The sequence below is a fragment of the Actinomyces sp. genome (assembly GCF_030530635.1).
Taxonomy (GTDB): domain Bacteria; phylum Actinomycetota; class Actinomycetes; order Actinomycetales; family Actinomycetaceae; genus Actinomyces.
In genome coordinates, this window is the sequence record NZ_JAUMUL010000006.1 from 37,238 (window position 1) to 58,950 (window position 21,713).

The following is a 21,713-nucleotide window of genomic DNA, read 5'->3' on the forward strand; positions in this document are numbered from 1 at the left end:
CATGGCGGCCGCCGAGACTCCCGCCGCCCGGCGCCGCAGGTCCGGCTGGTGGCGTCAACGCAGGGGAGGGGACGGCCCCGTCAAGGGCGAGAGCACCACCCTGAGCTACTACGCCCTGCTCATCGCCACACTGGCCCTGCTCGCCCTGGGGCTCATCATGGTCTTCTCGGTGCAGTCTGTTACTACGGCCGCTGAGGGCGGCAACGCCTTCACCACTTTCACCAAGTACTTGGCCTTCGCCGCCGTCGGCCTGGTCGGCATGGTCGTCCTGTCCCGGCTGTCGCTGCGAATGCTCAAACGCTTGTCATGGCTGGTGCTCCTACTCGCCTTCGGCCTGCAACTGCTGGTGTTCGTACCCGGCGTCGGCATCGACGTGTACGGAAACCGCAACTGGATCACCCTGCCCGCCGGCCTGGGCACCGCCCAGCCCTCGGAGTTCATTAAGCTGGGACTGTGCCTGTACCTGGGCGTCATGGTGTCCACCCGTCAGGACGCCTTCCTGGAGGGCGTGAACACCTGGAGGAAGTTCGCCCGCCTGCTCGGCTGGATCGTGGTTCCGGCCGGCATCGGCATCGGACTGGTTATGGCCGGGGGCGATCTGGGTACCGTGATCATACTCACCGCCCTGGTTGCCGGTGCCTTGTGGATGGGCGGGCTCGGCTGGCGCTGGTTCGCCACCCTGGGGTCGGTGGGCCTGGTCGGCTTCGCCGCCGCGTCCATGCTGTCGGCCAACCGTCGCGCCCGCATCCTGTCCTGGCTGCATCCGGAGCGATACGACCCGCTCGACGTCGGCTACCAGCCCCTGCACGGGCGCTATGCCCTGGGCACCGGTGGCTGGTGGGGAGTGGGGCCCGGATCCTCCCGGCAGAAGTGGGGGTACTTGACCCAGGCGGACTCCGACTACATCTTCGCCGTCCTCGGTGAGGAGTTCGGACTGGTCGGCGCCCTGTTGGTGATATTCCTGTTCGCCGTCGTCGGCTGGTGCGGCATGCGCATCATCCGCCGCAGCGATTCCCTGTACGTCTCGGTGGTCACCGGTGGCATCCTGAGCTGGATCGTCGGGCAGGCCCTGATCAACATGAGTGTGGTGGTCGGGCTGCTGCCCGTGTTGGGTGTGCCCCTGCCACTTATCAGTGCCGGCGGATCAGCGCTGGTATCCGTACTGCTCGCCGTCGGTGTGCTGCTCGCCTTCGCCCGCAATGAGCCCGGTGCCCCGGAGGCGCTGCGCTCCCGCACCGGTGCTGTACGCCGTACGCTGGCAGTCATCGCCCCGCGCAGGAGGAAACGTGTCTGACCACCCCAACCCGGACCACGCCACGGTCGACCCTTCCGGACGGCCGTTGCGAGTGCTGCTTGCAGGCGGCGGCACCGCCGGCCACATCAATCCCCTGCTGGCCACCGCCGCCGCGCTGCGCAACGATGCGGCCGGGGGTGACCCGGAAACCGGCATCCTGGTACTGGGCACCAAGGAGGGGCTGGAAGCACGTCTGGTCCCGGAGGCCGGCTACGAGTTGGCCCATGTGCCCCGCGTGCCCATGCCCCGGCGCCCTACCGGGGATCTGCTGCTGCTCCCGCGGCGCCTGCGCCGCGCGGTGGCGGCCGCCGGCCAGGCCATCACGCAGGTCGGGGCCGACGTGGTCGTCGGCTTCGGCGGTTTCGTCTCCACCCCTGCCTATCTGGCCGCCCGCAGTGCCGGCGTTCCCGTGGTCATCCACGAGCAGAACGCCCGCCCCGGACTGGCCAATCGTCTGGGTGCCCGCTGGGCCGCCGCCGTCGCCCTCACCTTCGCATCCACCCCGCTGGCCGCCTCGCACGGACGTACGGAGGTCACCGGCCTGCCGCTGCGGCCCGCCATCGCCGGCCTGGTAGGCCGTCTTCACGCCGATGCCGACGCCGCCCGTCGGGAGGGTGCCGCGGCCCTCGGACTGGACCCGCAAGCCCCCACGCTGTTGGTAACCGGCGGTTCACTTGGTGCTCAGCACCTGAACGAGGTCATGTGCGACTGCATTGGGCGACTGCCCGAGAACCTGCAAGTACTGCACTTGACGGGCCGTAACAAGGATGCACCCGTGCGCAACGCCTTGGAACAGGTCGGAGTCGATGCACCCGGAATCCTCGAGCGTTATCACGTCCTGGAATACCTCACCGCCATGGAACACGCCTACGCATGCGCCGACGGCGTTATTTGCCGCTCCGGAGCCGGCACCGTGGCCGAGCTGACCGCCCTCGGGCTGCCCGCCCTGTACGTACCCCTGCCTATCGGCAACGGTGAGCAGCGGCTCAATGCCGCCGACTGTGTGGCGGCGGGAGGCGGACAACTGGTCAGCGATGCCGATCTGGGCGGTGATGACGTGATGGCCTTCACCGCGCTGCTCACCGACTCCGACCGGCGTCGACAGGCGGCCGTGGCCGCCGCCTCCACGGGGGTGCGGGACGGGGCCGAGCGCCTGGCCGCACTGATTCGCTACGTAGCCGCCGGCGATTCGGCCGACGGCCCTGCAGATGACACCGAGAATCAGGAGTAGAACCAGTGACCGCGGAGCACGTTTCCAACAGCGCGCCGAGCCCGGTGCGGCTACCTGCGGCGGCCGAGGACCTGGCCGGCCGGGTTTTTCACCTCATCGGTGTGGGCGGCGCCGGCATGAGTGTGGTCGCCCAGATCCTGGTCCAGCGCGGAGCCTCCGTCACCGGCTCGGACGCCGGCGGGGGCGAGGCCTTTGACCAGCTGCGGCGCCAGGGTGTGGATGTGCGCCTGGGGCATGACGCCGCCAATCTGCCCCCGGACGCCACCGTGGTGGTATCCACGGCCATCAAGGACTCCAACCCCGAACTGCTGCGGGCGCGGGAGCGGGGCCAGGCCGTCATCCACCGCTCCGAGGCCCTGGCGCTGGCGGCTCGCGACCGTGCCTTCATCGCCGTAGCCGGTGCTCACGGCAAGACCACCACCTCTGCGATGCTCGCCCAGGCGCTCACCACCGCAGGCCAGGACCCTTCCTTCGCCGTCGGGGGAGTGGTCCGGTCCCTGCGCACCGGTGCCCACCTGGGCGGTGGACGCGCCTTCGTCGCCGAGGCCGACGAGTCCGATCGCTCCTTCCTGAACTACATGCCCGCCATCGAGATCGTCACCAACATCGAGCCCGACCACCTCGACAACTACGGCACACCCGAGGCCTTTGCGGAGGCCTTCGTCTCCTTCTCGAAGCGCCTGGAGCCCGGCGGCCTGCTCATCGCCTGTGCCGACGACTCCGGCGCCCGTCGGCTCGCCCGGACCGCGGCGGCGGCCGGTACTCGCGTGACCACCTACGGCACTACCGCCCCCGCCGACATCCCTGACGGACCGGTTGTCGGCGCAGCCCACGTGCGCGTGGCGATCACCTCCCGCCATGCCGGCGGTACGCGCGCCGTACTGACCCGCTGGCAGGCCGACGCCGACGTACCCTCCCTGGGGCCGTTGTCCCTGGAATCGGCCATCCCCGGCGACCACGTAGTCCTCAACGCCGCCGGTGCCTGGGAGGCCGGTTATGAACTGGGCGTGGAGCCGCAGGCCATGGCCGACGCCCTGAGCGGCTTCGCAGGCACCGGGCGGCGCTTCGAGGAGCGCGGCGAGAAGGCCGGTGTCCGCGTCATTGACGATTACGCCCACCACCCCACCGAGATCGAGACGCTGCTCGCGGCCGCACGGGAAGTTGCCGAGGCCCGCCACGGACGCGTCATCGCCCTGTTCCAACCGCACTTGTTCTCCCGCACCCGCAACTTCGCCGAACGCTTCGGTGCGGCCCTGGCCGCGGCTGAACATACGATCGTCACCGGCGTCTATCCGGCTCGCGAAGCACAGGCGGACTTCCCCGATGTCACCGGACAGCTGGTGGTCGACCACACCGCGGGCCAGGCCCGCTACATCGCCGAGCCCGAGGCCGCCGCCCGTGCGGCCGCTGAAGTCGCCCGCCCCGGTGACCTGATCCTCACGATCGGCGCCGGAGACGTTACCCGGCTGGGCTCAGTCATTCTGGATGCGCTTGCCGCCCGCTGCGAGCCGGACCAGGCTAATGCGTAAACCGGATGCGCCCCGACCCCGCGGCGCAAAGAAGCCGATTGTGCGGGCAGATGCGGGTGACGTGGCCGGAGCCGAATCCGCTGCGACGCCTTCCGCCGCAGCTGCCGGGCGAGCGGGTGGTGTCGCCATCCACGGCCCTGGCGGCGCCGGGCGGCCCTTGTCGGCCTTGGCGGATCAGCGGAACCGGGTCGTCTCCACCGGTTTGACGGACCGGCTCGACGAGCGTCGCCGTGCCCGCCGTCGGCTGCACCGGGGGTGGCTGATACGCGCGGGCGCCGTTGCGGCGGTGGCGGTGCTGGTCGTATGGGCGTGCCTGTTCTCGCCTCTGTTGGCGTTGCGCACCGCTGATATCACCGTTACGGGTGGTGACGGCGCGGTTGATGCCGCCGCGGTACAGGAGTCACTGGCCGCACATGCCGGCCGGTCTTTGCTGCGCCTGGATGTGGACGCCCTGGGTGAGCAGGTGGCCGACTCCCTGGTGCGGGTGCGGGAGGCGGAGGTGACCCGCTCCTGGCCCCATGGCCTGGCGGTGACACTGACCATGCGCGTGCCGGTCGCCGTCCGTTCGACCGACGCCGGCCATCAGGTGCTCGACGATGAGGCGGTGGTCCTGGATACGGTGAGTCAGGCTCCCGAGGGCCTGGCGGTCATCCAGGCCGAGCCCGGGCAGGAGTTGTCACAGGCGCAGGTGTCGGCGGTGACCGAGGCGATCGGCAGCTTGAGCGCCCAGGTGCGGGCGCGGGTGGCCACGGGAGCGGTTTCTGGCACCGGGCGGGTGACGTTGACCATGGTCGGCGGTGCCACCGTTGTGTGGGGTGAAGCGACTGATAATGAACTGAAGGCGCGGGTGTTGGAGGTACTGCTCGGGCAGGAGGCGCAGACATATGACGTGTCCAGCCCGCATAGTCCGACGACCTCCTGACACGCCGAACCCAAATACCTCCGCGGCGGGAAGTAGCTCATAGCGTTGGGCACGTCATCGGAAGAATGACATAAGTATACACCTCGACTTCAGGTTGAAGGTTGAGGGGAGTCCTCCGGGACTCGGCATCAAACGCGGAGGCAGACAGTGGCGGAATCGCAGCACTATCAAGCAGTCATCAAGGTGGTGGGCGTCGGCGGCGGCGGCGTCAACGCCGTCAACCGCATGATCGAGGCCGGCCTGCGCGGCGTCGAGTTCATCGCCGTCAACACCGACGCCCAGGCGCTGCTCATGTCTGATGCTGACACCAAGCTGGATGTCGGCCGTAATCTCACCCGTGGTCTCGGGGCCGGTGCGGACCCGACCATCGGCCGTAAGGCCGCCGAGGACCACGAGGACGATATCCAGGAGGCGCTCGAGGGCGCGGACATGGTTTTCGTCACCGCCGGCGAGGGTGGTGGGACCGGCACCGGCGCCGCTCCCATCGTCGCGAAGGTGGCACGCTCCCTGGGTGCGCTCACCATTGGCGTGGTCACTCGGCCATTCGCCTTCGAGGGGAGGCGCCGCGCCACTCAGGCCGAGGACGGGGTGACCAATCTGCGCGCCGAGGTGGACACCCTCATCGTCATCCCCAACGACCGGTTGCTGCAGATCGCCGACCGCAATATCAGCGTCGTCGACGCCTTCAAGCAGGCCGACCAGGTGCTGTTGCAAGGGGTTCAGGGCATCACCGAACTGATCACTACTCCCGGTCTGATCAATGTGGACTTCAACGATGTCAAGTCCGTCATGCAGGACGCCGGGAGCGCGCTGATGGGTATCGGCTCCGCGACCGGAGAGGACCGGGCCCTGACCGCCACCGAGCAGGCAATCGCCTCGCCGCTGCTGGAATCCTCAATCGACGGCGCCCACGGTGTCCTGCTGTTCTTCCAGGGAGGAAGCGACCTGGGGCTGTTCGAGATCTCGGAGGCTGCCAACCTGGTGCGTGAAGCCGTCCACCCGGAGGCGAACATCATCTTCGGCAATGTGGTCGACGGTGCCCTGGGAGATGAGGTGCGCGTCACGGTCATTGCCGCTGGTTTTGACGAGGATCCGGTCACCGACTCCGGTGCCCGCGGGGCGAACCTGTCACGGGCGGCCGCCGCCGCGACCCCTGCTCGCACCGCCCAGACCCCCGCCCGCGCCGCCAACCCCGCCACGCCGCCTCGGGGCGCCCATGCCGCGGAGAATCCGGTTACTCGGCCCGTGTCCGCGGTTCCGGCCCCTGCCACGGCGGAGGTCCCGACCTACGTGGACGACTCCCGGCCGGAGGAGGAGCCCGAGCTGACCGTGCCACGGGTGATCGGTGTCGACGCCGAGAAGGACGATATCGACCTGCCTGACTTCCTGCGCTGAGCCGTGGATCAGGAGGCCCTCACCGGCTCATTGCTCGCCGTCGATCTCGGTCCTGGCGCAAGTGGCTACTTCACCACTCGTGGTCCGGTGCCCTGGCGGGAGGGCGGCCCGTATGCGGGTTTCAACCTCGCCCTCCATGTCGGTGACGACCCCGCCCGGGTGGAGTCTCACCGTGGCCGGCTGGCGCGGGAACTAGGAGCGACTCCGGGCGTCGATGGCCGGGAGGGCATCGCCTGGATGAATCAGGTCCACTCGGCCAGTGTTGCCGGGGCCGTGACTGACGCCGTACCCACCGCGGACGCCCTAGTACTAGACATCCGTTCCACGACCTACGCCGAGCCCGACGTCGGACGGGCGCCGCTGCCGGCGGCGGCGGCCGTGCTTGTGGCCGACTGCGTGCCACTGCTGCTGGCGGGAGCCGGGGGCGAAGTCGTCGCTGCGGTTCATGCCGGACGCCGCGGCCTGCTGGGAGGCATTGTCCCGGCCGCGGTGGGCGCCCTGGTCGACGCGGGCGCGGAGCCATCGGACATCTGGGCCGCCATCGGACCGTCGATCTGCGGCGCCTGCTATGAGGTGGGTGCCGACCTGCATGATGCCGCGGCACAGGCCGAGCCCGCCTGTGCGAGCACCACGCGCTGGGGCACCCCCGGTATCGACCTGGCCGCCGGCGTAACCGCGCAACTGGAGCATGCCGGGGTGCGCCACATCCTCGACGTGCGTCGGTGCACCTATGAGGACGGCGACTTGTTCTCCTACCGTCATAGCGGCGTAACCGGTCGGCAGGCGGGGGTCGTTGTGCCGATGCTCAGATGAAGAATGGGACGCTGCTGACTTCCCATCTGATGACACGCCGCGGCGAATCATCCGCGCGACTGCTCCCTGCCGATACCGTCAACCACGTCCGGGCCGCGGGATCCGGACGGACAAGGAGCAACCCATGAGCGCGCTGCGCAAAATGACCAATTTCCTCGGCTACTCCGAGCCTGCTGATGAGGACTACGCCGAGACCCCCGAGGCCGCCCACGTCGATTTCACCCGGGACCTGGCGGATGACTACGCCGAGCCCGATGCCGACACCAACGTGTACGAGGCCCAGTTCGAAGAAGCGGCAACGCCCGATCTGCGCCGGATCGTCACGGTGCACCCCTCGACCTATAACGAGGCACGGGTGATTGGTGAGGCCTTCCGAGACGGAGTGCCGGTAATCGTCAACCTGACCAACATGAGCGAATCGGATGCCCGCCGTATGGTCGACTTCTCTGCCGGGCTGGTTTTCGGCCTGCACGGGGCCATTGAGCGGGTCACGCCGCGCGTCTTCCTCCTGACCCCGACGTCGGTGGCCATTGACGACGGCGATGACTCCGAGGACGCCCACGGACGTTTCTTCAACCAGAGCTGACTGGGTCTCCAACATTGGTAACCGTTTCAATCGTCAGTATCGTTGCGAGTCTGCTCAACCTGTACGTCCTGGTCCTGCTGATCCGGGTGGTGCTGGACTGGGTCCAGATATTCGCCCGCAGCTGGCGGCCCACCGGCGCGGTACTGGTCTTGGCGAACATCGTGTACGGCCTCACCGACCCACCGCTGCGGCAGATACGCCGCTTCGTGCCGCTGCTGCAGCTGGGGGGCGTTGGTATCGATCTGAGCTTCCTGGTGCTGTGGTTCGGCATCTCCATCATCCAGCGCCTGCTCCTGCTGCTGGTATGAGGCAGAGGTCTCGGGAGACAGTACAACATCACAGTGACAGAACGACGCCTGCGGAAATGAAATGGTATCGTGATTCCAGGCGTGCTCGAGTAACGCCGGTGTGACGCCATTGGCGCAACATGCCGTTCTGAATGTGCTTGAACCTCGCGTTCAGGTATCGTTCATCCACGAGGGCCGGTCCTCCGGTGCTCGTGGCATCTATCGTAACGACACCGAGGTAACGACTATGGCGCGGCTGACAGCAGACGACGTCCTCAACAAGAAGCTCCCGATGACCAGACACCGCGGGGGGTACGAGCAGGATGCGGTCGACGAGTCTCTTGACGAAGTCATCGACTCCATGCGTTATCTCGAGGATGAACTGGTGTCCGCCAACGCCGCGGTGGCGCGTTTGGAACGCGCCACCGCACCTATGGAGGGGTTGGGGGGTGTGACACCGGGCGCGTGACATGCGCCTCCGAAAGTGGCCTGAACCTGGAGTTCAGGTAATCTGTCCGCATGAGTCGCCGGTTATCCGGTGCTCGTGGCATCTACCGTAACGACACCGAGGTGACGACTATGACGCTGCTGACAGCAGACGACGTCCTCAATAAGAAGTTCCAGGCAACCAAGTTCCGCGAGGGATACGAGCAGGACGAGGTCGACGAGTTCCTCGACGAGGTCGTCGAGTCCATGCGCCAGCTTGAGGCCGAGAACGCCGACCTGAAGTCGAAGCTCGAGGCCGCCAACGCACGCATCTCTGAGCTTGGCGAAGGCGCTCAGGCTGCGCCGACACCGGTCTCCGCGCAGGAGACGACGGTGGTCGAGCCCGTCATCACGCACGCTCCGGTTGCCCAGGTCGCCGACGGGTCTCAGGAGCCGGTTGCCGCCTCCGGCATGCTCGAGCTGGCCCAGCGCCTGCACGATGAGCACGTCGCCAACGGCCGGGCCGAGGGCGAGCGCATCATCGCTGAGGCGCGTGCCACCGGCGAACAGGTGGTTCGCGAGGCCGAGGACCAGCGCAACCGCACACTGGCCCAGCTGGAGAAGGAGCGCTCCGGCCTGGAGCACAAGATCGACGAGCTGCGCCGCTTCGAGTCCGACTACCGCACTCGCCTCAAGAGCTACCTGCACAATCTGCTCACTACGGTCGAGGACGGCAACGAGTCGGCCACGCCGAGTCTGTAACGCTTACGCCTCTGCGCCGTTCGACGTCGCGGTGCCCCCCAGCTCGGGGCGATGGTTCATTCCTGACCGTCGCCCCGAGTGGGTGAGTCGTCGCGCTGCGTAGGCGTGCTGTCAGCGATCCGACGATTCCCGTGAATGACATGAGCGACACTCCTGAACCCGTCACGCCGATCCGGCCCTCCGTGGCGGCCTCACCAGCCCAGGCTCCGGAAACGGCAGAAGCGGCGGATACGGGCGATCCGCGGAGGCCGGGGGCTGCGGAGTCTAAGTGGCGACGGCACTCGGTGTTCCTATGGGCTCTGGCCTCGACAGTGGTGGTGGTCGATCAGCTGACCAAGGCGGCGGCGGTGGCGACCCTGTCTGATGGGCACCGCGTAAACCTGCTGGGCGACTGGCTGACTCTGGTCCTGGTACGCAACCCCGGCGCCGCGTTCTCCTTCGCCACCGGCCAGACCTGGATCTTCTCCATCGTCGCTGCGGTTGTGACGGTGGTGATCATCCGCGCCTCCCGGCGTCTGGGGTCAACCTGGTGGGCGGCCGCGCTCGGCCTGGTACTGGGGGGTGCGGTGGGAAATCTCATCGACCGGTTGGCCCGCGCCCCCGGAGTGCTGCGTGGGCACGTCATTGACTTCATCGACTATGGCGGTTGGTTCGTGGGGAACGTGGCCGATATCGCGATCGTGAGCGGCGCCGTATTCATTATGGCGCTGTCTCTGCGCGGCCGCGAGATCGACGGAACCCGCACCGGGGAAACAAGGGGCCGTCACGTGGAGCGCGGCTCGTGAGTCTGCGGCTGATGCCGGTTCCGGAGGGACTCGTAGGGCAACGTCTGGACGCCGCGCTGGCGCGCATGACCGGCCTGTCGCGCACCAGGATCGGCACGTTGTGTGCCCAGGGCGGGGTGCGCCTGGACGGGGTCGTGGCAGACAAGTCGGAGCGTCTGGCGGCGGGGGCCATGATTGAGCTTGACCTGCCCGAATCCCGGTCGCAAGAGCCCGTATCCACGCCCGTGTCCGGACTGGGGATCCTCTACGAGGACGAGCACATCGTCGTTGTGGACAAGCCCGCCGGCGTCGCCGCGCATCCGTCGGTGGGTTGGGATGGCCCCGATGTGCTCGGCGCACTGAAGGCGATGCAGGTGCGCGTGGCCACCTCAGGAGCCGCCGAGCGCCAGGGCATCGTCTCCCGGCTGGACGTGGGCACCTCCGGCGTCATGATCGTCGCCAAGGGGGAGCGCGCGTACTCCGTGCTCAAGCGCGCCTTCAGAGAGCATACGGTGGATAAGGTCTACCACGCGTTGGTGCAGGGGCATCTGGACCCCACTTCGGGAACGATCGACGCCCCCATCGGCCGCCATCCCGGGCGCGAGTGGAAGATGGCGATCATCAATGGTGGTCGCGAGTCCATCACCCATTACGACGTCATAGAGGCCATGCCCCGCGTCTGCCTGGCACAGGTTCATCTTGAGACCGGTCGGACTCACCAGATCCGCGTGCACATGGCCGCTGTCGGCCACCCCTGCGTAGGCGATGCCACCTACGGCGCGGACCCGGCCTTGACGGCTCATACCGGCCTGAGGCGTCAGTGGCTGCACGCCACCGAGCTGACCATCGCCCATCCGATTACCGGGCGGCGACTCACCTTTAACAGCGACTACCCCGAAGACCTCGCCCACGCCCTGGAGGTCGTGCGTTTGCCTTGAGTTCGCTGAGATCGGTTGAAACCGAAGCGTGGAAGGGGAGCTACGCTGTACATGGCCCTACCGCGCTCACTGGAGGTCAAGCGTGCTCCACGAACCGATCCTCAACGGCCATCCGCCCCTGCGGATTGCACCTCTGCGCACCGTTGTCGAGCCGATCTCCTTCGCCACCGCCCGCGGAGACGATGCAGACCCCGCCCTGGACGCCCTGCGACGCGGGCTGGCAGACGTGCGGCTAGAGGTGTTCGTAGGCGAGCAGGACGTCCCTCTGGCATTGGAGATCGACGCCCGTGATTTCGCCGCCACCACTATTCACGTGCTTGCCTCCGGCTCCGATGGCGCCCCCCTGGGCGCAGCGCGCCTACTGTTCGACTCCGATCACCCCGGGCAGGCGCATTTGGGACGCCTGGCAGTCAGGCGGGCCGCCCGCGGTATCGGGCTGGGCGCGCGGCTGGTCGCTGCTGTCGAACAGGCCGCGCTGGAACGCACCATTGCAGAAGGCGGTGAGATCACGGTGTTACTCGCGGCGCAGGAGCAGGCGATGGACTTCTACCGGCGCTGCGGTTACCGGGTGCTCACCGGCGAGCGCTACCTGGATGCCGACATCTGGCATCAGGACATGGTCCGGACCCTGCATCGCTCCTAAGATGAGCCGCATGGCAGACATGAGCGGCCCGCAGACGGCAGGCGAGCAGGCGGACGGCAAGGAGCCCCACGACGACTTCGTCCACCTGCACGTGCACACCGACTACTCCATGCTCGATGGTGCCGGCAAGATCAAGGACTACGTCGCCGAGGCCAAGCGGCTGGGGCAGCGCGCCCTGGCCATAACCGACCACGGCTACATGTTCGGCGCCTACGAGTTCTACGCCGCGGCCAAGCAGGCCGGCATCAAGCCGATCATCGGGGTGGAGGCGTACATGACGCCGGGCACATCCCGCTTCGACAAGACCCGCGTGTTCTGGGGGGAGGAGTCCCAGCGCTCCGACGATGTCTCCGCCCGTGGCTCCTACACGCATATGACTCTGTTGGCCCGCAACGACGAGGGCCTGCACAACCTCATGCGCCTGGACTCCTACGCCTCCCTGGAGGGGCAGTGGGGTAAGGCGCCGCGTATGGACCGTGAACTGCTGTCCCGCTACGCGGGTGGCCTCATCGGCTCCACCGGTTGCCCGTCCAGCGAGGTGCAGACCCGTCTGCGCCTGGGCCAGTGGGATGAGGCCCTGCGCGCCGCCGGCGAGCTGCAGGACATCTTCGGCAAGGACTTCTTCTACGTCGAACTCATGGACCACGGGCTGGAGATTGAGCGGCGCGTCGTCAAGGACCTGCTGCGGATCTCCGAGATTCTGGACGCCCCCCTGCTGGCGACCAACGACTCCCACTACGTGCGCCCCGAGGACCGTACCGTTCAGGACGCGATGCTGTGCATCAACTCCGGCTCGGTACTGTCGGACCCGGACCGCTTCAAGTTCGACGGCGACACCTACTACCTGCGCCCCGGCCGCGAGATGCGCGCCCTGTTCAAGGAGATGCCCCAGGCCTGCGATAACACGCTGCTGGTGGCCGAGCAGTGCAATGTCACCTTCCAGACCGTCGATGAAGGTGCCTCCTTCATGCCGGTCTTCCCCGTGCCCGAGGGGGAGACCATGGAGTCCTGGTTCATAAGCGAATGCTGGAAGGGCATGGACCGGCGCTTCCACGGCAGCATCCCGGAGGAGTGCCGCAAGCAGGCCGAGTACGAGATCGGCGTCATCGTGCAGATGGGCTTCCCCGGCTACTTCCTGGTGGTGGCCGACTACATCAACTGGGCCAAGGATCACGGCATCCGAGTGGGGCCCGGGCGCGGCTCCGGCGCCGGCTCCATGGTCGCTTACGCCATGGGCATCACCGAACTCAACCCCCTCAACCACGGCCTGATCTTTGAGCGCTTCCTGAACCCCGAGCGGATATCCATGCCGGATATCGACGTCGACTTCGACGAGCGTCGGCGCGACGAGGTCATCGAGTATGTCAAGCAGAAGTACGGGGACGACCGTGTCAGCCAGGTGGTCACCTACGGCGTCATCAAGGCCAAGCAGTCTCTGAAGGACTCCTCCCGCGTGATGGGCTACCCCTACGCCGTCGGTGACCGGCTCACCAAGGCCATGCCGCCGACCATCATGGGGAAGGACATCACCATCAAGGGCATGTTCAACCCCGAGGACCCGCGCTACGGGGAGGCGCAGGCCTTCCGCGATCTACACGCGGAGGATCCGGACGCGCAGAAGATCGTGGAACTGGCCGGCGGTCTGGAAGGCATGACCCGCCAGTGGGGCGTACATGCCTGTGCCGTGATCATGTCCAGTCAGACGCTGACCGACATCATCCCCATGATGCAGCGCCTGCAGGACGGCGCCTACATCACCCAGTTCGACTACCCCACCTGTGAACACCTGGGCCTGCTGAAGATGGACTTCCTGGGGCTGCGCAACCTCACGGTCATCTCCGACGCTCTGGACAACATCATCGCCAACGGCAAGGAACCGCTGGATATCGATCATGTCGAGCTGGACGACAAGGCCACCTACGAGCTGCTGGCCCGCGGCGAGACCCTGGGAGTCTTCCAGCTGGACGGCGGCGGCATGCGCACCCTGCTGCGGCTGATGAAGCCAGACAACTTCGAAGACATCTCCGCCGTCGGCGCCCTGTACCGGCCGGGCCCCATGGGTGCGGAATCCCACACCAACTACGCCCTGCGCAAGAACGGTCTGCAGGAGATCACCCCCATCCACCCCGAGCTCAAGGAGGCCCTGGAGCCGATCCTGGGCACGACCTACGGCCTGATCGTCTACCAGGAGCAGGTCATGAAGATCGCCACGGATCTGGCGGGCTTCTCCATGGGTAAGGCCGACGCCCTGCGCAAGGCCATGGGCAAGAAGAAGATGGACATCCTGGAGAAGATGTTCGTCGAGTTCGAGGCCGGCATGGTCGAGCGGGGTTTCTCCAAGGAGTCGGTCAAGGCGCTGTGGGACGTGGTGGTCCCGTTCGCCAAGTACGCCTTCAACAAGGCGCACTCCGCCGCCTATGGCGTGGTGTCCTATTGGACCGCCTACCTCAAGGCGCATTTCCCCACCGAGTACATGGCCGCCCTGTTGACCTCCCAGAAGGACAACAAGGACAAGCTCGGCGTCTATCTGGGCGAGTGCAGGCACATGGGCATCAGGGTGCTGCCACCGGACGTCAACGCCTCTCGCGCCCAGTTCTCCGCCGTCGGGGAGGACGTGCGTTTCGGACTCGGTGCGGTGCGCAATGTCGGTGCCAACGTCGTCGAGGCCATCGTGCAGGCCCGTGAGGACAAGGGCGACTTCACCAGCTTCGAAGACTTCCTCGACAAGGTCCCGGCGGTGGTGTGCAACAAGCGCACCATTGACTCCCTGATCAAGGCCGGCGCCTTCGACACGCTGGGCAAGTCCCGGCGTGCGCTGCAGGCCTGTCATGAGGAGTTCGTCGACGAGATCATCGGGGTCAAGCGCAACGAGGCCGCCGGCCAGTTCGACCTGTTCGCCTCCCTCATGGGGGAGGGGACCGGCGACGCCGCTGCCGGCTTCGGCTCCGGTCCGGTCTTCTCCTCGGAGGTCCCCGACCTGCCGGAGTGGGACAAGAAGGACAAGCTCGCCTATGAGCGCGACATGCTCGGCCTGTATGTGTCCGATCATCCGCTGCTCGGGCTGGAGAGCGCCCTGGCCAAGCTGGCCGACACCGAGATCTCCGATCTGATCGAGGACGATGACCGGCCCGACGGTGCCATGGTCACCATTGCCGGCTTGATCACCGCGTTGACTCGCAAGACCACCAAGCAGGGCAACCTGTGGGCGATCGCCCAGATCGAGGACCTCGGCGGCAGCATGGAGGCGCTGTTCTTCCCGTCCACCTACCAGACGGTCTCCACGATGTTGGCTCCGGATACGGTGGTTACTGTGCGCGGCCGACTGAACCGGCGCGACGGTCAGGTCGCCTTGTATGCGCAGGAGATGACGGTTCCGGATGTCTCGAGTTCCACGCACGAGGCGGTCACCATCACCCTGCCCACGAACCGTTGCACCGGCCCGCTGGTGGAGCAGTTCAAGACGGTGTTGGAGAAGCACCCCGGGATGTCGACCGTGCGCCTGACTCTGACGAGTCCCGGGCGGGAAGTGCGTACGCAACTGGACAACTCCCTGCGGGTGGAGGCCTCCGCGGCCTTCTACTCCGACATCAAGGCGTTGCTGGGACCTGGTTGCCTGAAGCGCTGACTTGCTGAGGTGTTGACGTCGCGGACCGTGGGCAAGACAACGCCCAACTCCACTGACTCCCGGCCTGCTGCGACCTTTTGTACCCTACTACGAGCTTTTGCGTGCGCCAGAGACCTCCGCGGTCCGGGATGCTCGGCTGCCTACAACCACAGGTCCTTCCGGCGTCGTGTCAGGTGCGCTGCGGATGGTGGGGACAGGTCCACCAGGCGCCGCGATTACGACGGCGCCGGCCGCTCCCGTCGGCAAGTCCACGACGACGACGTCGCCGCCGACCAGGCGGTGTCCACGTCGGGTCTCAACCTCTCCGTTGACCATGACGTCGCCGGACTGGATGGCTATGCGGGCCTCGGCCCCATCCTCCACCAGGCCTGCGAGCTTGAGGAACTGTCCGAGCTTGATTTCGCCGGAGACGGCAACGGAGGGGAACGCGGAAGCAGACATGCGCCCATTTTGGCAGGGCCGCACGGTATTCGCAGCCGCGCGCCCTGCCTCGGCCTGCGTCTGCATCAGGATCTGGGAGGATGGATGGGTGTCATCGTCTGTGTGTGGGGCATTGCCCGAGCCCGAGCCTCTTGCGGGAGGAGAACTCGCGCTGGCCGTGGGGGAGCGCTACCTCGTGGGGGAGCGCCTGTACACGCTGACGCCGCGGCTGGCCGAAGCCGTGGCGCGTGCCCGCGAGGTGCTGATCGACGTTGCCGCGCACCGTGGGGTCATCACCTACGGTGAGCTCAGCGAGGCGATCGGTGGCACCGTCCTGCCTCGCCACATGGGCCCGCTGCTGCACATGCTCGGTCATGACTGCGCGGAACGCGGAGAGCCCAGCCTGCCGGCGCTGGTCATCAATCGTGCCAAGGGCGAGGTGGGCACGGACGACGACGCCTGGGCGGGCCCCGAGCGCAGCGTGTGCTGGGAGCACTGGGGCCGAGACTGACCGGGCCTGGGAGGGTAGTCTCCAGGAAGGGTCACCGTGGCGGAGGTATTCCCGAGACTTCAAAGAACCCGGACGGCGGCCTCTTCCAACGGCAGAGCGGCAACGAAACGTTCGAGGTAGCGCGCGTACTCCGCGACCTGCGCGGGTGTGGGGACGATGGTGGTGACTTCCAGATCGGTGAAGATGCGCTGCTCCAGGTAGTCGGCCAACTGCGTTCCTTCACCCCACAGCAGGAAGCCGGCCAGCAGGGCCATGCCCCAGGCGCCGCCCTCGGCAGCGGCCTGTCCGACGGAAACCGGAGTGTCGAAGGCCGCGGCCAATACCCGCTGAGGAATTTCGGGTGTCTTGAAGATTCCGCCGTGGGCGAACATCGAATCGATCGGGACGTCCGCGCTCTGCTTGAGGATCTTCAGCCCGTAAGCCATTGAGGCGAAGGCGGCGAACAGATGGGCGCGCATCAGTCCGGACAGCGACAGCGTGCCCTCCGGGTGGCGCACGACCAGCGGTCGGCCCTCGGCCAGCCCCACCAGGTGTTCACCGGACAGGAAGTTGTATGACAGAACCCCGGCGTCGTCCATATTGCCCCCGGCGGCGGCGTCCAGGAGGATGTCGAATATCGGGCCGCGCTGGATGGGCCGGCCGATGGCGTCGGCGAACTGAGAAAAGACCTCCACCCAGGCATTCAGATCCGAGGTGCAGTTGTTGGAGTGCGCCATGGCCACCGGGGCTCCGCACGGGGTGGCCACCAGGTCGATCTGTTCGACCAGGCTGCGCAGGGGCCGCTCCAGCACAATCATGGCGAAGGCGCTAGTGCCGGCGGAAACATTGCCCGTGCGGGGGCGTACCGAGTTAGTGGCGACCATGCCGGTGCCGGCGTCACCCTCCGGCGGACACAGGGGCACTCCCGCCCGGAGTGTGCCGGTGGGATCAAGCAGGCGGGCGCCTTCAGGGGTGAGTTGGCCGGCACCGTGGCCGGCCACAGCGATCTCCGGCAGGATGTCGGCCAGATGCCACGGCACGTCGACCAGCCGGTCGTAGGAGGCCAGCATGTCGGCGTCGAAGGAGCGCCCGTCCGGGCCGATGGGAAACATGCCGGAGGCTTCGCCTACGCCCAGCACGTGCTTCCCGGTGAGCCGGTGATGGACGTAGCCGGCCAGTGTGGTCAGGTGAGCGATGCGGTCCACGTGCTCCTCAGCACGGGTGATGGCATGGTGCAGGTGCGCGATGGACCAGCGCTGCGGGATGTTCAGCCCGAACAACTCAGACAGCTCGCGGGAGGAGCCCTGGGTGAAGGTGTTGCGCCAGGTCCGGAATGCCGTCAGCGGTTCACCGTTGGCGTCCAGGGGGAGGTATCCGTGCATCATGCCGGAGACGCCGATTGCCCCTACCTCGGAAAGCGGTGTGCCGTAGCGCTCCCGATATTGGCGGGCCAGTTGGGCGTACGCTGCCTGTAGACCGGCGACGATCGCGTCCATCGAGTAGGTCCAAACGCCGTCGACTAGCTCGTTCTCCCAGGTGAAGCCCCCGTCTGCCAGTACGGTGCCGGTGGGGTCAGTGAGTACGGCTTTGATACGGGTCGAGCCGAACTCAACGCCGAGGGCCGTGCGGGCCGGGTCGATGTTGGCAGGGGTCGTTGCTGCGGTCATGCGGCGCTCCGTTGCTGATTGGTGTGTTGCTGCCTTCCGGCCGGGTGCGACGTCGCGCCCGGGCGGTCCCATGGGCGCCATGATAGTGGGACCGGCCACTAATTGTGAACGTTCACTGTGGGAGACGGATCGTGGGCGGTGGGCCGGGTTTAACCTGCATGCCCCAGCGCCCGAGGTCGACTGGCTGTTCCTGGCCGATGCCGATGGCCTGACTGATGCGCGCCTGGGAGTGCTCGCGGATGCCCTCAACGCCGCCCTGCGGGAATGCGGCCTGCAGGGACCCGTGCACATCGTCGATCGGCGGGATGCGACGGAAGGTGCCGGGTGACGATAAGGGACGGCCTCCCGGCAGCACTCGGATCGTGACACCAAACTGGTATCATTATTGAGTGGCTATGACTCTGCGGCTGAACGAGCGCCAGGACCGACTCCTCAGAGAGCTGGCCGCGTCCCAGAACATCTCCAAGCAGGAGGCCGCCGCACGCGCGATTGTGGAGACGGCTGAGCGCCACCTGCATCAGGAACGGCTGGCCGAGCTTTCCGAGCAGACTCGGACCCGTTACGCCGATCTCCTGCGGAGGCTCGGTGAGTGACGGTACGTTTCCTCGACTTGGAAGACCTACTTGCACTCGCCGCCGACCTCGGCGTACGGGAGGTGCGGGATCTGGGTTTGTTGGCCGCCGCGGCGCAGCGGCCAACAACCACTCTTTACGGACACGACGCATACCCGACTTTGGCGGCGAAGGCGGCCGTCCTCCTGGAATCGCTTGTTCGCAACCACGCGTTGGTCGATGGGAACAAACGGCTCGGGTGGCTCTGCATGGTCGTTTTCCTGGAACTCAACGGCGTGCAACTGGACGTCGATGATGACGAGGCCTATGACCACGTGGTCGACGTTGCTGCGGGGCGAGTCGAGTGGCAGCAGATAGCAAGCTGGCTGAATGCGAATGGAGTGCCTTAACGGTTCAGCCCGGCAGTAGCGGTGGCCCGGGCCGGGGCGCGCAGGTCGGCCAACCGTGTCTTTGTCCCGGCTGGCGCGTACGGCCCGGTCCAGCAGCGTATTCATCTAGGCACGGGCAATGCTTCCGCGCCCACCCGCCAGGGCCGTACCGGAATGGCTGCCGGCGCGGTTGGCAAAGGTGAAGGCAAGGGTCGCATGCCCGAGTGCGTGCACGGTGAAGCCGTCGCCCGAAGGCGGATCTTGGTAGTGAGCCGCATCCAGAATCCCGTCGTCCAGCCGGTGCGCGCATGCAGGTCCGCGGCTCCCGCACGCATCCGGGCGGCGATTCCCGGAGCCTCGGCGTCGGCGACGACGGCGCCGATTACCTCCCGGGTCTGGGTGCCGACGCCGGTAGCGCCGTCGACGCTCGCCCAGTGCCAACAGCCGCGTGCGATCTCATCCAGGGCTGCATCTTCGGCACCGGGAAACTCATGCGCTCCCGACGCGCCCGTGCCATGCTTGGCCACAGCGACCGTGTAGTCACCAAGCGAAGGAGCACTCGTGACCACTGAACCTACATCCCGCCCCGACTCGCCCACCGCCGTTGGCGACGTCGAGCCCCTGGTTACGCTCCATCCTCAGCCCGACGGCCCCACCCTGGGGGTCACCTCGGCTCCCGTGATCGAGGTCGACGGACACCTGTTCAAGGACCTGGCCCGTACCGGCGCGCTGCTGCCATACGAGGACTGGCGGCTGCCCGCCGCCGCGCGTGCCGCCGACCTCGCCTCCCGCCTGAGCCTGGAGGCGATCGCCGGCCTGATGCTCTACTCGCCCCACCAGCCCGTCCCCAACCCCGGAGTCGGCCCCTTCGCCGGCACCTACGGCGGCCGCCCCTACCCGGAGGCCGGCGTGCCCGCCTGGGCACTGACCGACCAGCAGCGCACCATGCTCACCGCCGACCACGTCCGCCACGTCCTCGCCTTCACCCTCCAGGATGCGGCTACCGCCGCCCGCTGGAACAACGCCATGCAGGCGCTCGCGGAGGCCGAGCCGCTGGGCGTGCCGGTCAATACCTCCACCGACCCGCGCAACGGCGCCGCCGACGCCTCCGGGGCCGAGTTCGCCACCTCTGCCGCCGACGTCTCCCGTTGGCCGGAGGGACTGGGCATGGCCGCCCTGTTCGATCCCGAGCGCGTGCGGCAGTACGCCGCGATCATCTCCCGCGAGTACCGCGCCCTGGGCATCACCACCGCGCTCGGCCCCCAGATCGACATCGCCACCGACCCGCGCTGGATGCGGCTGCAGGACACCTGGGGGCCGCACTCCGGCCTGGTGGCGGACTACACCCGCGCCTACTGCGACGGCATGCAGACCACTCCCGTTGGTGGTGAGGGCGCCGCCTTCGGCCTTACAAGTACCCCGGCCGACGCCGACCTGCCGCCGGTAACCGCCGCCGTGGCCGATCCCGGCTGGGGCAGTGCGTCCGTTTCCGCGATGGTCAAGCACTGGCCCGGTGGCGGCACCGGCGAGGGCGGCCGCGACGCCCATTACGGCTTCGGCAAGTTCGCCGTCTACCCCGGCGGCAACGAGACCGAGCACCTGCGCGCCTTCGAGACCGCCTTCAACCTCGAGGGCCCCACCGGATCGGCCGGCGCCGTCATGCCCTACTACACGATCTCATGGCACTATCGGACTCCCGATGGACGGGTGCTCAACACGGACGCCGCCTCCGACTCGATGCCGCCGCGCGCCAACGCCTACAGCCGCGCCATCGTCCACGACATGCTGCGCGAGCGCCACGGCTTCGACGGGGTGGTGTGCACCGACTGGGGCATCACCGCCGACCCCGACCCGGAGATCAACCACTTCGGTCAGCGCTGTTATGGCGTGGAGGATCTGGATGTGGCTGCACGCCATCTGCTGGCCATCGACAACGGAATCGACCAGTTCGGTGGCAACTGCGAGGCCGCTCCGATCATTGAGGCCTACCGCCGTCTTGCCGTGCGCGACGGCGAGGCGGCGGCCCGCGCCCGCTTCGAGGCCTCCGCGGCCCGCCTGCTGCGGGTCTTCTTCCGTGCGGGCCTGTTCGAGAACCCCTACCTGGATCCGGAGGAGTCCTCCGCCGTCGTCGGCTGTGAGGCCTTTGCCGCCGCTGCGCGCACCGCCCAGCGCGACAGCCTGGTACTGCTCAAGAATCGCCGCGCCGTAGTCGCTTCCGACGACGTCGCAGACCATGCCGCGCCCGTCCTGCCGTTCGGGGCCCGCGTGCACCGCGTGTGGGTGCCCACTCGGCACCTGGAGGCCCAGCCAGGTTTCATGCGCGGGCAAGAGCCCGCGCGCGATATCGACCCCTTCGACGCCGCAGCCTGCCCTTACGAGCGCGTCACCGACCCGCGGGATGCCGACGCCGCCGTCGTCTTCATCGAGTCTCCCCTGTCCAACCCCTACTCGACGGTGGATCGTGACGCCGGCGGCAACGGCTATCTGCCGCTAACGCTCCAGTACCGGCCCTATACGGCCACCGCCGCCCGCGCCCGCTCGCTGGCGGCGGGCGACTTCCGCGAGACCGGCGACCGCGGCTACCGCGGCAAGACCAACCGGGCCGCCAACGAGAGCGACTTGGACGCGGTTCTCAGCGCCCGCGAGCTGATGGGGGATCGGCCTGTGGTAGTCGTGGTACGCCTGCACAACCCGCTTGTGCCCGCCGAGTTCGAGCCCCACGCCGACGCGATCGTGGTCGACTTCGGGGTGCAGCAGGAGGCCGTGTGGGATCTGCTCGCCGGGGACTTCGAGCCCAGCGGCCTGCTGCCGGTCACGCTGCCGGCCTCCATGGAGGCGGTGGAGCGGCACTGCGAGGACCTGCCTTTCGACTATGCGGCCTACACCGACGCCGCCGGCAACGCCTACGTCTTCGGTCATGGCCTGAGCTGGTCCGGGGTCATCGAGGACGATCGTACCCGCCGCTACCGGAGCCGGTAGGC

The 21,713-nt window shown here is 67.5% G+C and carries 20 protein-coding genes and 2 pseudogenes; 19 read left to right on the top strand and 3 right to left on the bottom strand.

The window, feature by feature from the left end:
* The first annotated feature begins 1 nt into the window (after nt 1).
* The 14 genes and pseudogenes from Q4A20_RS02945 to dnaE all read left to right on the top strand — a co-directional run bounded on the left by Q4A20_RS02945 (nt 2) and on the right by dnaE (nt 15,215).
* The gene (locus Q4A20_RS02945; RefSeq protein WP_303120110.1) at nt 2–1,294 is read left to right on the top strand and encodes a putative peptidoglycan glycosyltransferase FtsW; all 1,293 of its coding nucleotides are present in this window, start codon (nt 2–4) and stop codon (nt 1,292–1,294) included.
* Nucleotides 1,287–2,525 carry a glycosyltransferase gene (locus Q4A20_RS02950; RefSeq protein ID WP_303120113.1) on the top strand — a complete coding sequence of 413 codons (1,239 nt, stop codon included), beginning with the start codon at nt 1,287–1,289 and terminating at the stop codon, nt 2,523–2,525. Before Q4A20_RS02945 ends, Q4A20_RS02950 begins: the two co-directional genes overlap by 8 nt.
* Nucleotides 2,526–2,569: 44 nt before the next feature.
* On the top strand, nt 2,570–4,054 hold the full coding sequence (murC, locus tag Q4A20_RS02955) for a UDP-N-acetylmuramate--L-alanine ligase (RefSeq protein WP_303120190.1): 1,485 nt from the start codon (nt 2,570–2,572) through the stop codon (nt 4,052–4,054).
* A gap of 40 nt (nt 4,055–4,094) precedes the next feature.
* Nucleotides 4,095–4,976, top strand: coding sequence for a cell division protein FtsQ/DivIB (locus Q4A20_RS02960; RefSeq protein ID WP_303120116.1), 882 nt, complete (start codon nt 4,095–4,097; stop codon nt 4,974–4,976).
* A gap of 147 nt (nt 4,977–5,123) precedes the next feature.
* Complete coding sequence (gene ftsZ / locus Q4A20_RS02965) at nt 5,124–6,371, top strand: cell division protein FtsZ (protein ID WP_303120118.1); 1,248 nt, start codon at nt 5,124–5,126, stop codon at nt 6,369–6,371.
* A 3-nt stretch (nt 6,372–6,374) separates the two neighbouring features.
* Nucleotides 6,375–7,184, top strand: a complete 810-nt coding sequence (locus Q4A20_RS02970) for a polyphenol oxidase family protein (RefSeq protein ID WP_303120120.1) — start codon at nt 6,375–6,377, stop codon at nt 7,182–7,184.
* 124 nt (nt 7,185–7,308) lie between these two features.
* Nucleotides 7,309–7,770: a cell division protein SepF gene (locus Q4A20_RS02975; protein ID WP_303120123.1), complete on the top strand. Its 462-nt coding sequence runs from the start codon at nt 7,309–7,311 to the stop codon at nt 7,768–7,770.
* A gap of 14 nt (nt 7,771–7,784) precedes the next feature.
* Nucleotides 7,785–8,078: a YggT family protein gene (locus tag Q4A20_RS02980; protein WP_303120126.1), complete on the top strand. Its 294-nt coding sequence runs from the start codon at nt 7,785–7,787 to the stop codon at nt 8,076–8,078.
* Between the two features lie 226 nt (nt 8,079–8,304).
* A pseudogene (locus Q4A20_RS02985) lies at nt 8,305–8,472 on the top strand (DivIVA domain-containing protein); the annotation flags it as partial.
* A 164-nt stretch (nt 8,473–8,636) separates the two neighbouring features.
* On the top strand, nt 8,637–9,245 hold the full coding sequence (locus Q4A20_RS02990) for a DivIVA domain-containing protein (protein ID WP_303120192.1): 609 nt from the start codon (nt 8,637–8,639) through the stop codon (nt 9,243–9,245).
* Nucleotides 9,246–9,385: 140 nt separating this feature from the next.
* A complete protein-coding gene (gene lspA / locus Q4A20_RS02995; RefSeq protein ID WP_368502414.1) occupies nt 9,386–10,030 on the top strand; it encodes a signal peptidase II in 645 nt (214 codons plus the stop codon).
* On the top strand, nt 10,027–10,947 hold the full coding sequence (locus Q4A20_RS03000) for an RluA family pseudouridine synthase (RefSeq protein ID WP_303120129.1): 921 nt from the start codon (nt 10,027–10,029) through the stop codon (nt 10,945–10,947). Before lspA ends, Q4A20_RS03000 begins: the two co-directional genes overlap by 4 nt.
* 82 nt (nt 10,948–11,029) lie before the next feature.
* Nucleotides 11,030–11,590, top strand: a complete 561-nt coding sequence (locus Q4A20_RS03005; protein WP_303120132.1) for a GNAT family N-acetyltransferase — start codon at nt 11,030–11,032, stop codon at nt 11,588–11,590.
* Nucleotides 11,591–11,600: 10 nt separating this feature from the next.
* Nucleotides 11,601–15,215, top strand: coding sequence for a DNA polymerase III subunit alpha (gene dnaE / locus Q4A20_RS03010; protein WP_303120135.1), 3,615 nt, complete (start codon nt 11,601–11,603; stop codon nt 15,213–15,215).
* Nucleotides 15,216–15,431: 216 nt separating this feature from the next.
* Here the strand turns inward: dnaE and Q4A20_RS03015 are convergent.
* Nucleotides 15,432–15,656 (bottom strand): annotated as a pseudogene (locus Q4A20_RS03015) (RNA-binding S4 domain-containing protein); the annotation flags it as partial.
* 88 nt (nt 15,657–15,744) lie between these two features.
* On the opposite strand from Q4A20_RS03015, the gene Q4A20_RS03020 reads away from it, so the two are divergent.
* Nucleotides 15,745–16,146 carry a hypothetical protein gene (locus tag Q4A20_RS03020; protein ID WP_368502415.1) on the top strand — a complete coding sequence of 134 codons (402 nt, stop codon included), beginning with the start codon at nt 15,745–15,747 and terminating at the stop codon, nt 16,144–16,146.
* A gap of 59 nt (nt 16,147–16,205) precedes the next feature.
* Here Q4A20_RS03020 and Q4A20_RS03025 read toward each other — a convergent pair whose 3' ends face one another.
* Nucleotides 16,206–17,792, bottom strand: coding sequence for a xylulokinase (locus tag Q4A20_RS03025; protein ID WP_303120137.1), 1,587 nt, complete (start codon nt 17,790–17,792; stop codon nt 16,206–16,208).
* 79 nt (nt 17,793–17,871) lie between these two features.
* Here Q4A20_RS03025 and Q4A20_RS03030 point away from each other — a divergent pair, with 79 nt between their 5' ends.
* The 3 genes from Q4A20_RS03030 to Q4A20_RS03040 all read left to right on the top strand — a co-directional run bounded on the left by Q4A20_RS03030 (nt 17,872) and on the right by Q4A20_RS03040 (nt 18,753).
* Complete coding sequence (locus Q4A20_RS03030) at nt 17,872–18,120, top strand: hypothetical protein (protein ID WP_303120140.1); 249 nt, start codon at nt 17,872–17,874, stop codon at nt 18,118–18,120.
* Between the two features lie 67 nt (nt 18,121–18,187).
* Nucleotides 18,188–18,385, top strand: coding sequence for a CopG family transcriptional regulator (locus Q4A20_RS03035; RefSeq protein WP_303120198.1), 198 nt, complete (start codon nt 18,188–18,190; stop codon nt 18,383–18,385).
* Nucleotides 18,382–18,753, top strand: a complete 372-nt coding sequence (locus Q4A20_RS03040; RefSeq protein WP_303120143.1) for a type II toxin-antitoxin system death-on-curing family toxin — start codon at nt 18,382–18,384, stop codon at nt 18,751–18,753. Before Q4A20_RS03035 ends, Q4A20_RS03040 begins: the two co-directional genes overlap by 4 nt.
* Nucleotides 18,754–18,854: 101 nt before the next feature.
* Here the strand turns inward: Q4A20_RS03040 and Q4A20_RS03045 are convergent, their stop codons facing one another.
* A complete protein-coding gene (locus Q4A20_RS03045; RefSeq protein ID WP_303120145.1) occupies nt 18,855–19,259 on the bottom strand; it encodes a hypothetical protein in 405 nt (134 codons plus the stop codon).
* Between the two features lie 34 nt (nt 19,260–19,293).
* Between Q4A20_RS03045 and Q4A20_RS03050 the strand changes: the two genes are divergently transcribed.
* On the top strand, nt 19,294–21,711 hold the full coding sequence (locus Q4A20_RS03050) for a glycoside hydrolase family 3 N-terminal domain-containing protein (RefSeq protein ID WP_303120148.1): 2,418 nt from the start codon (nt 19,294–19,296) through the stop codon (nt 21,709–21,711).
* Nucleotides 21,712–21,713: the final 2 nt, after the last annotated feature.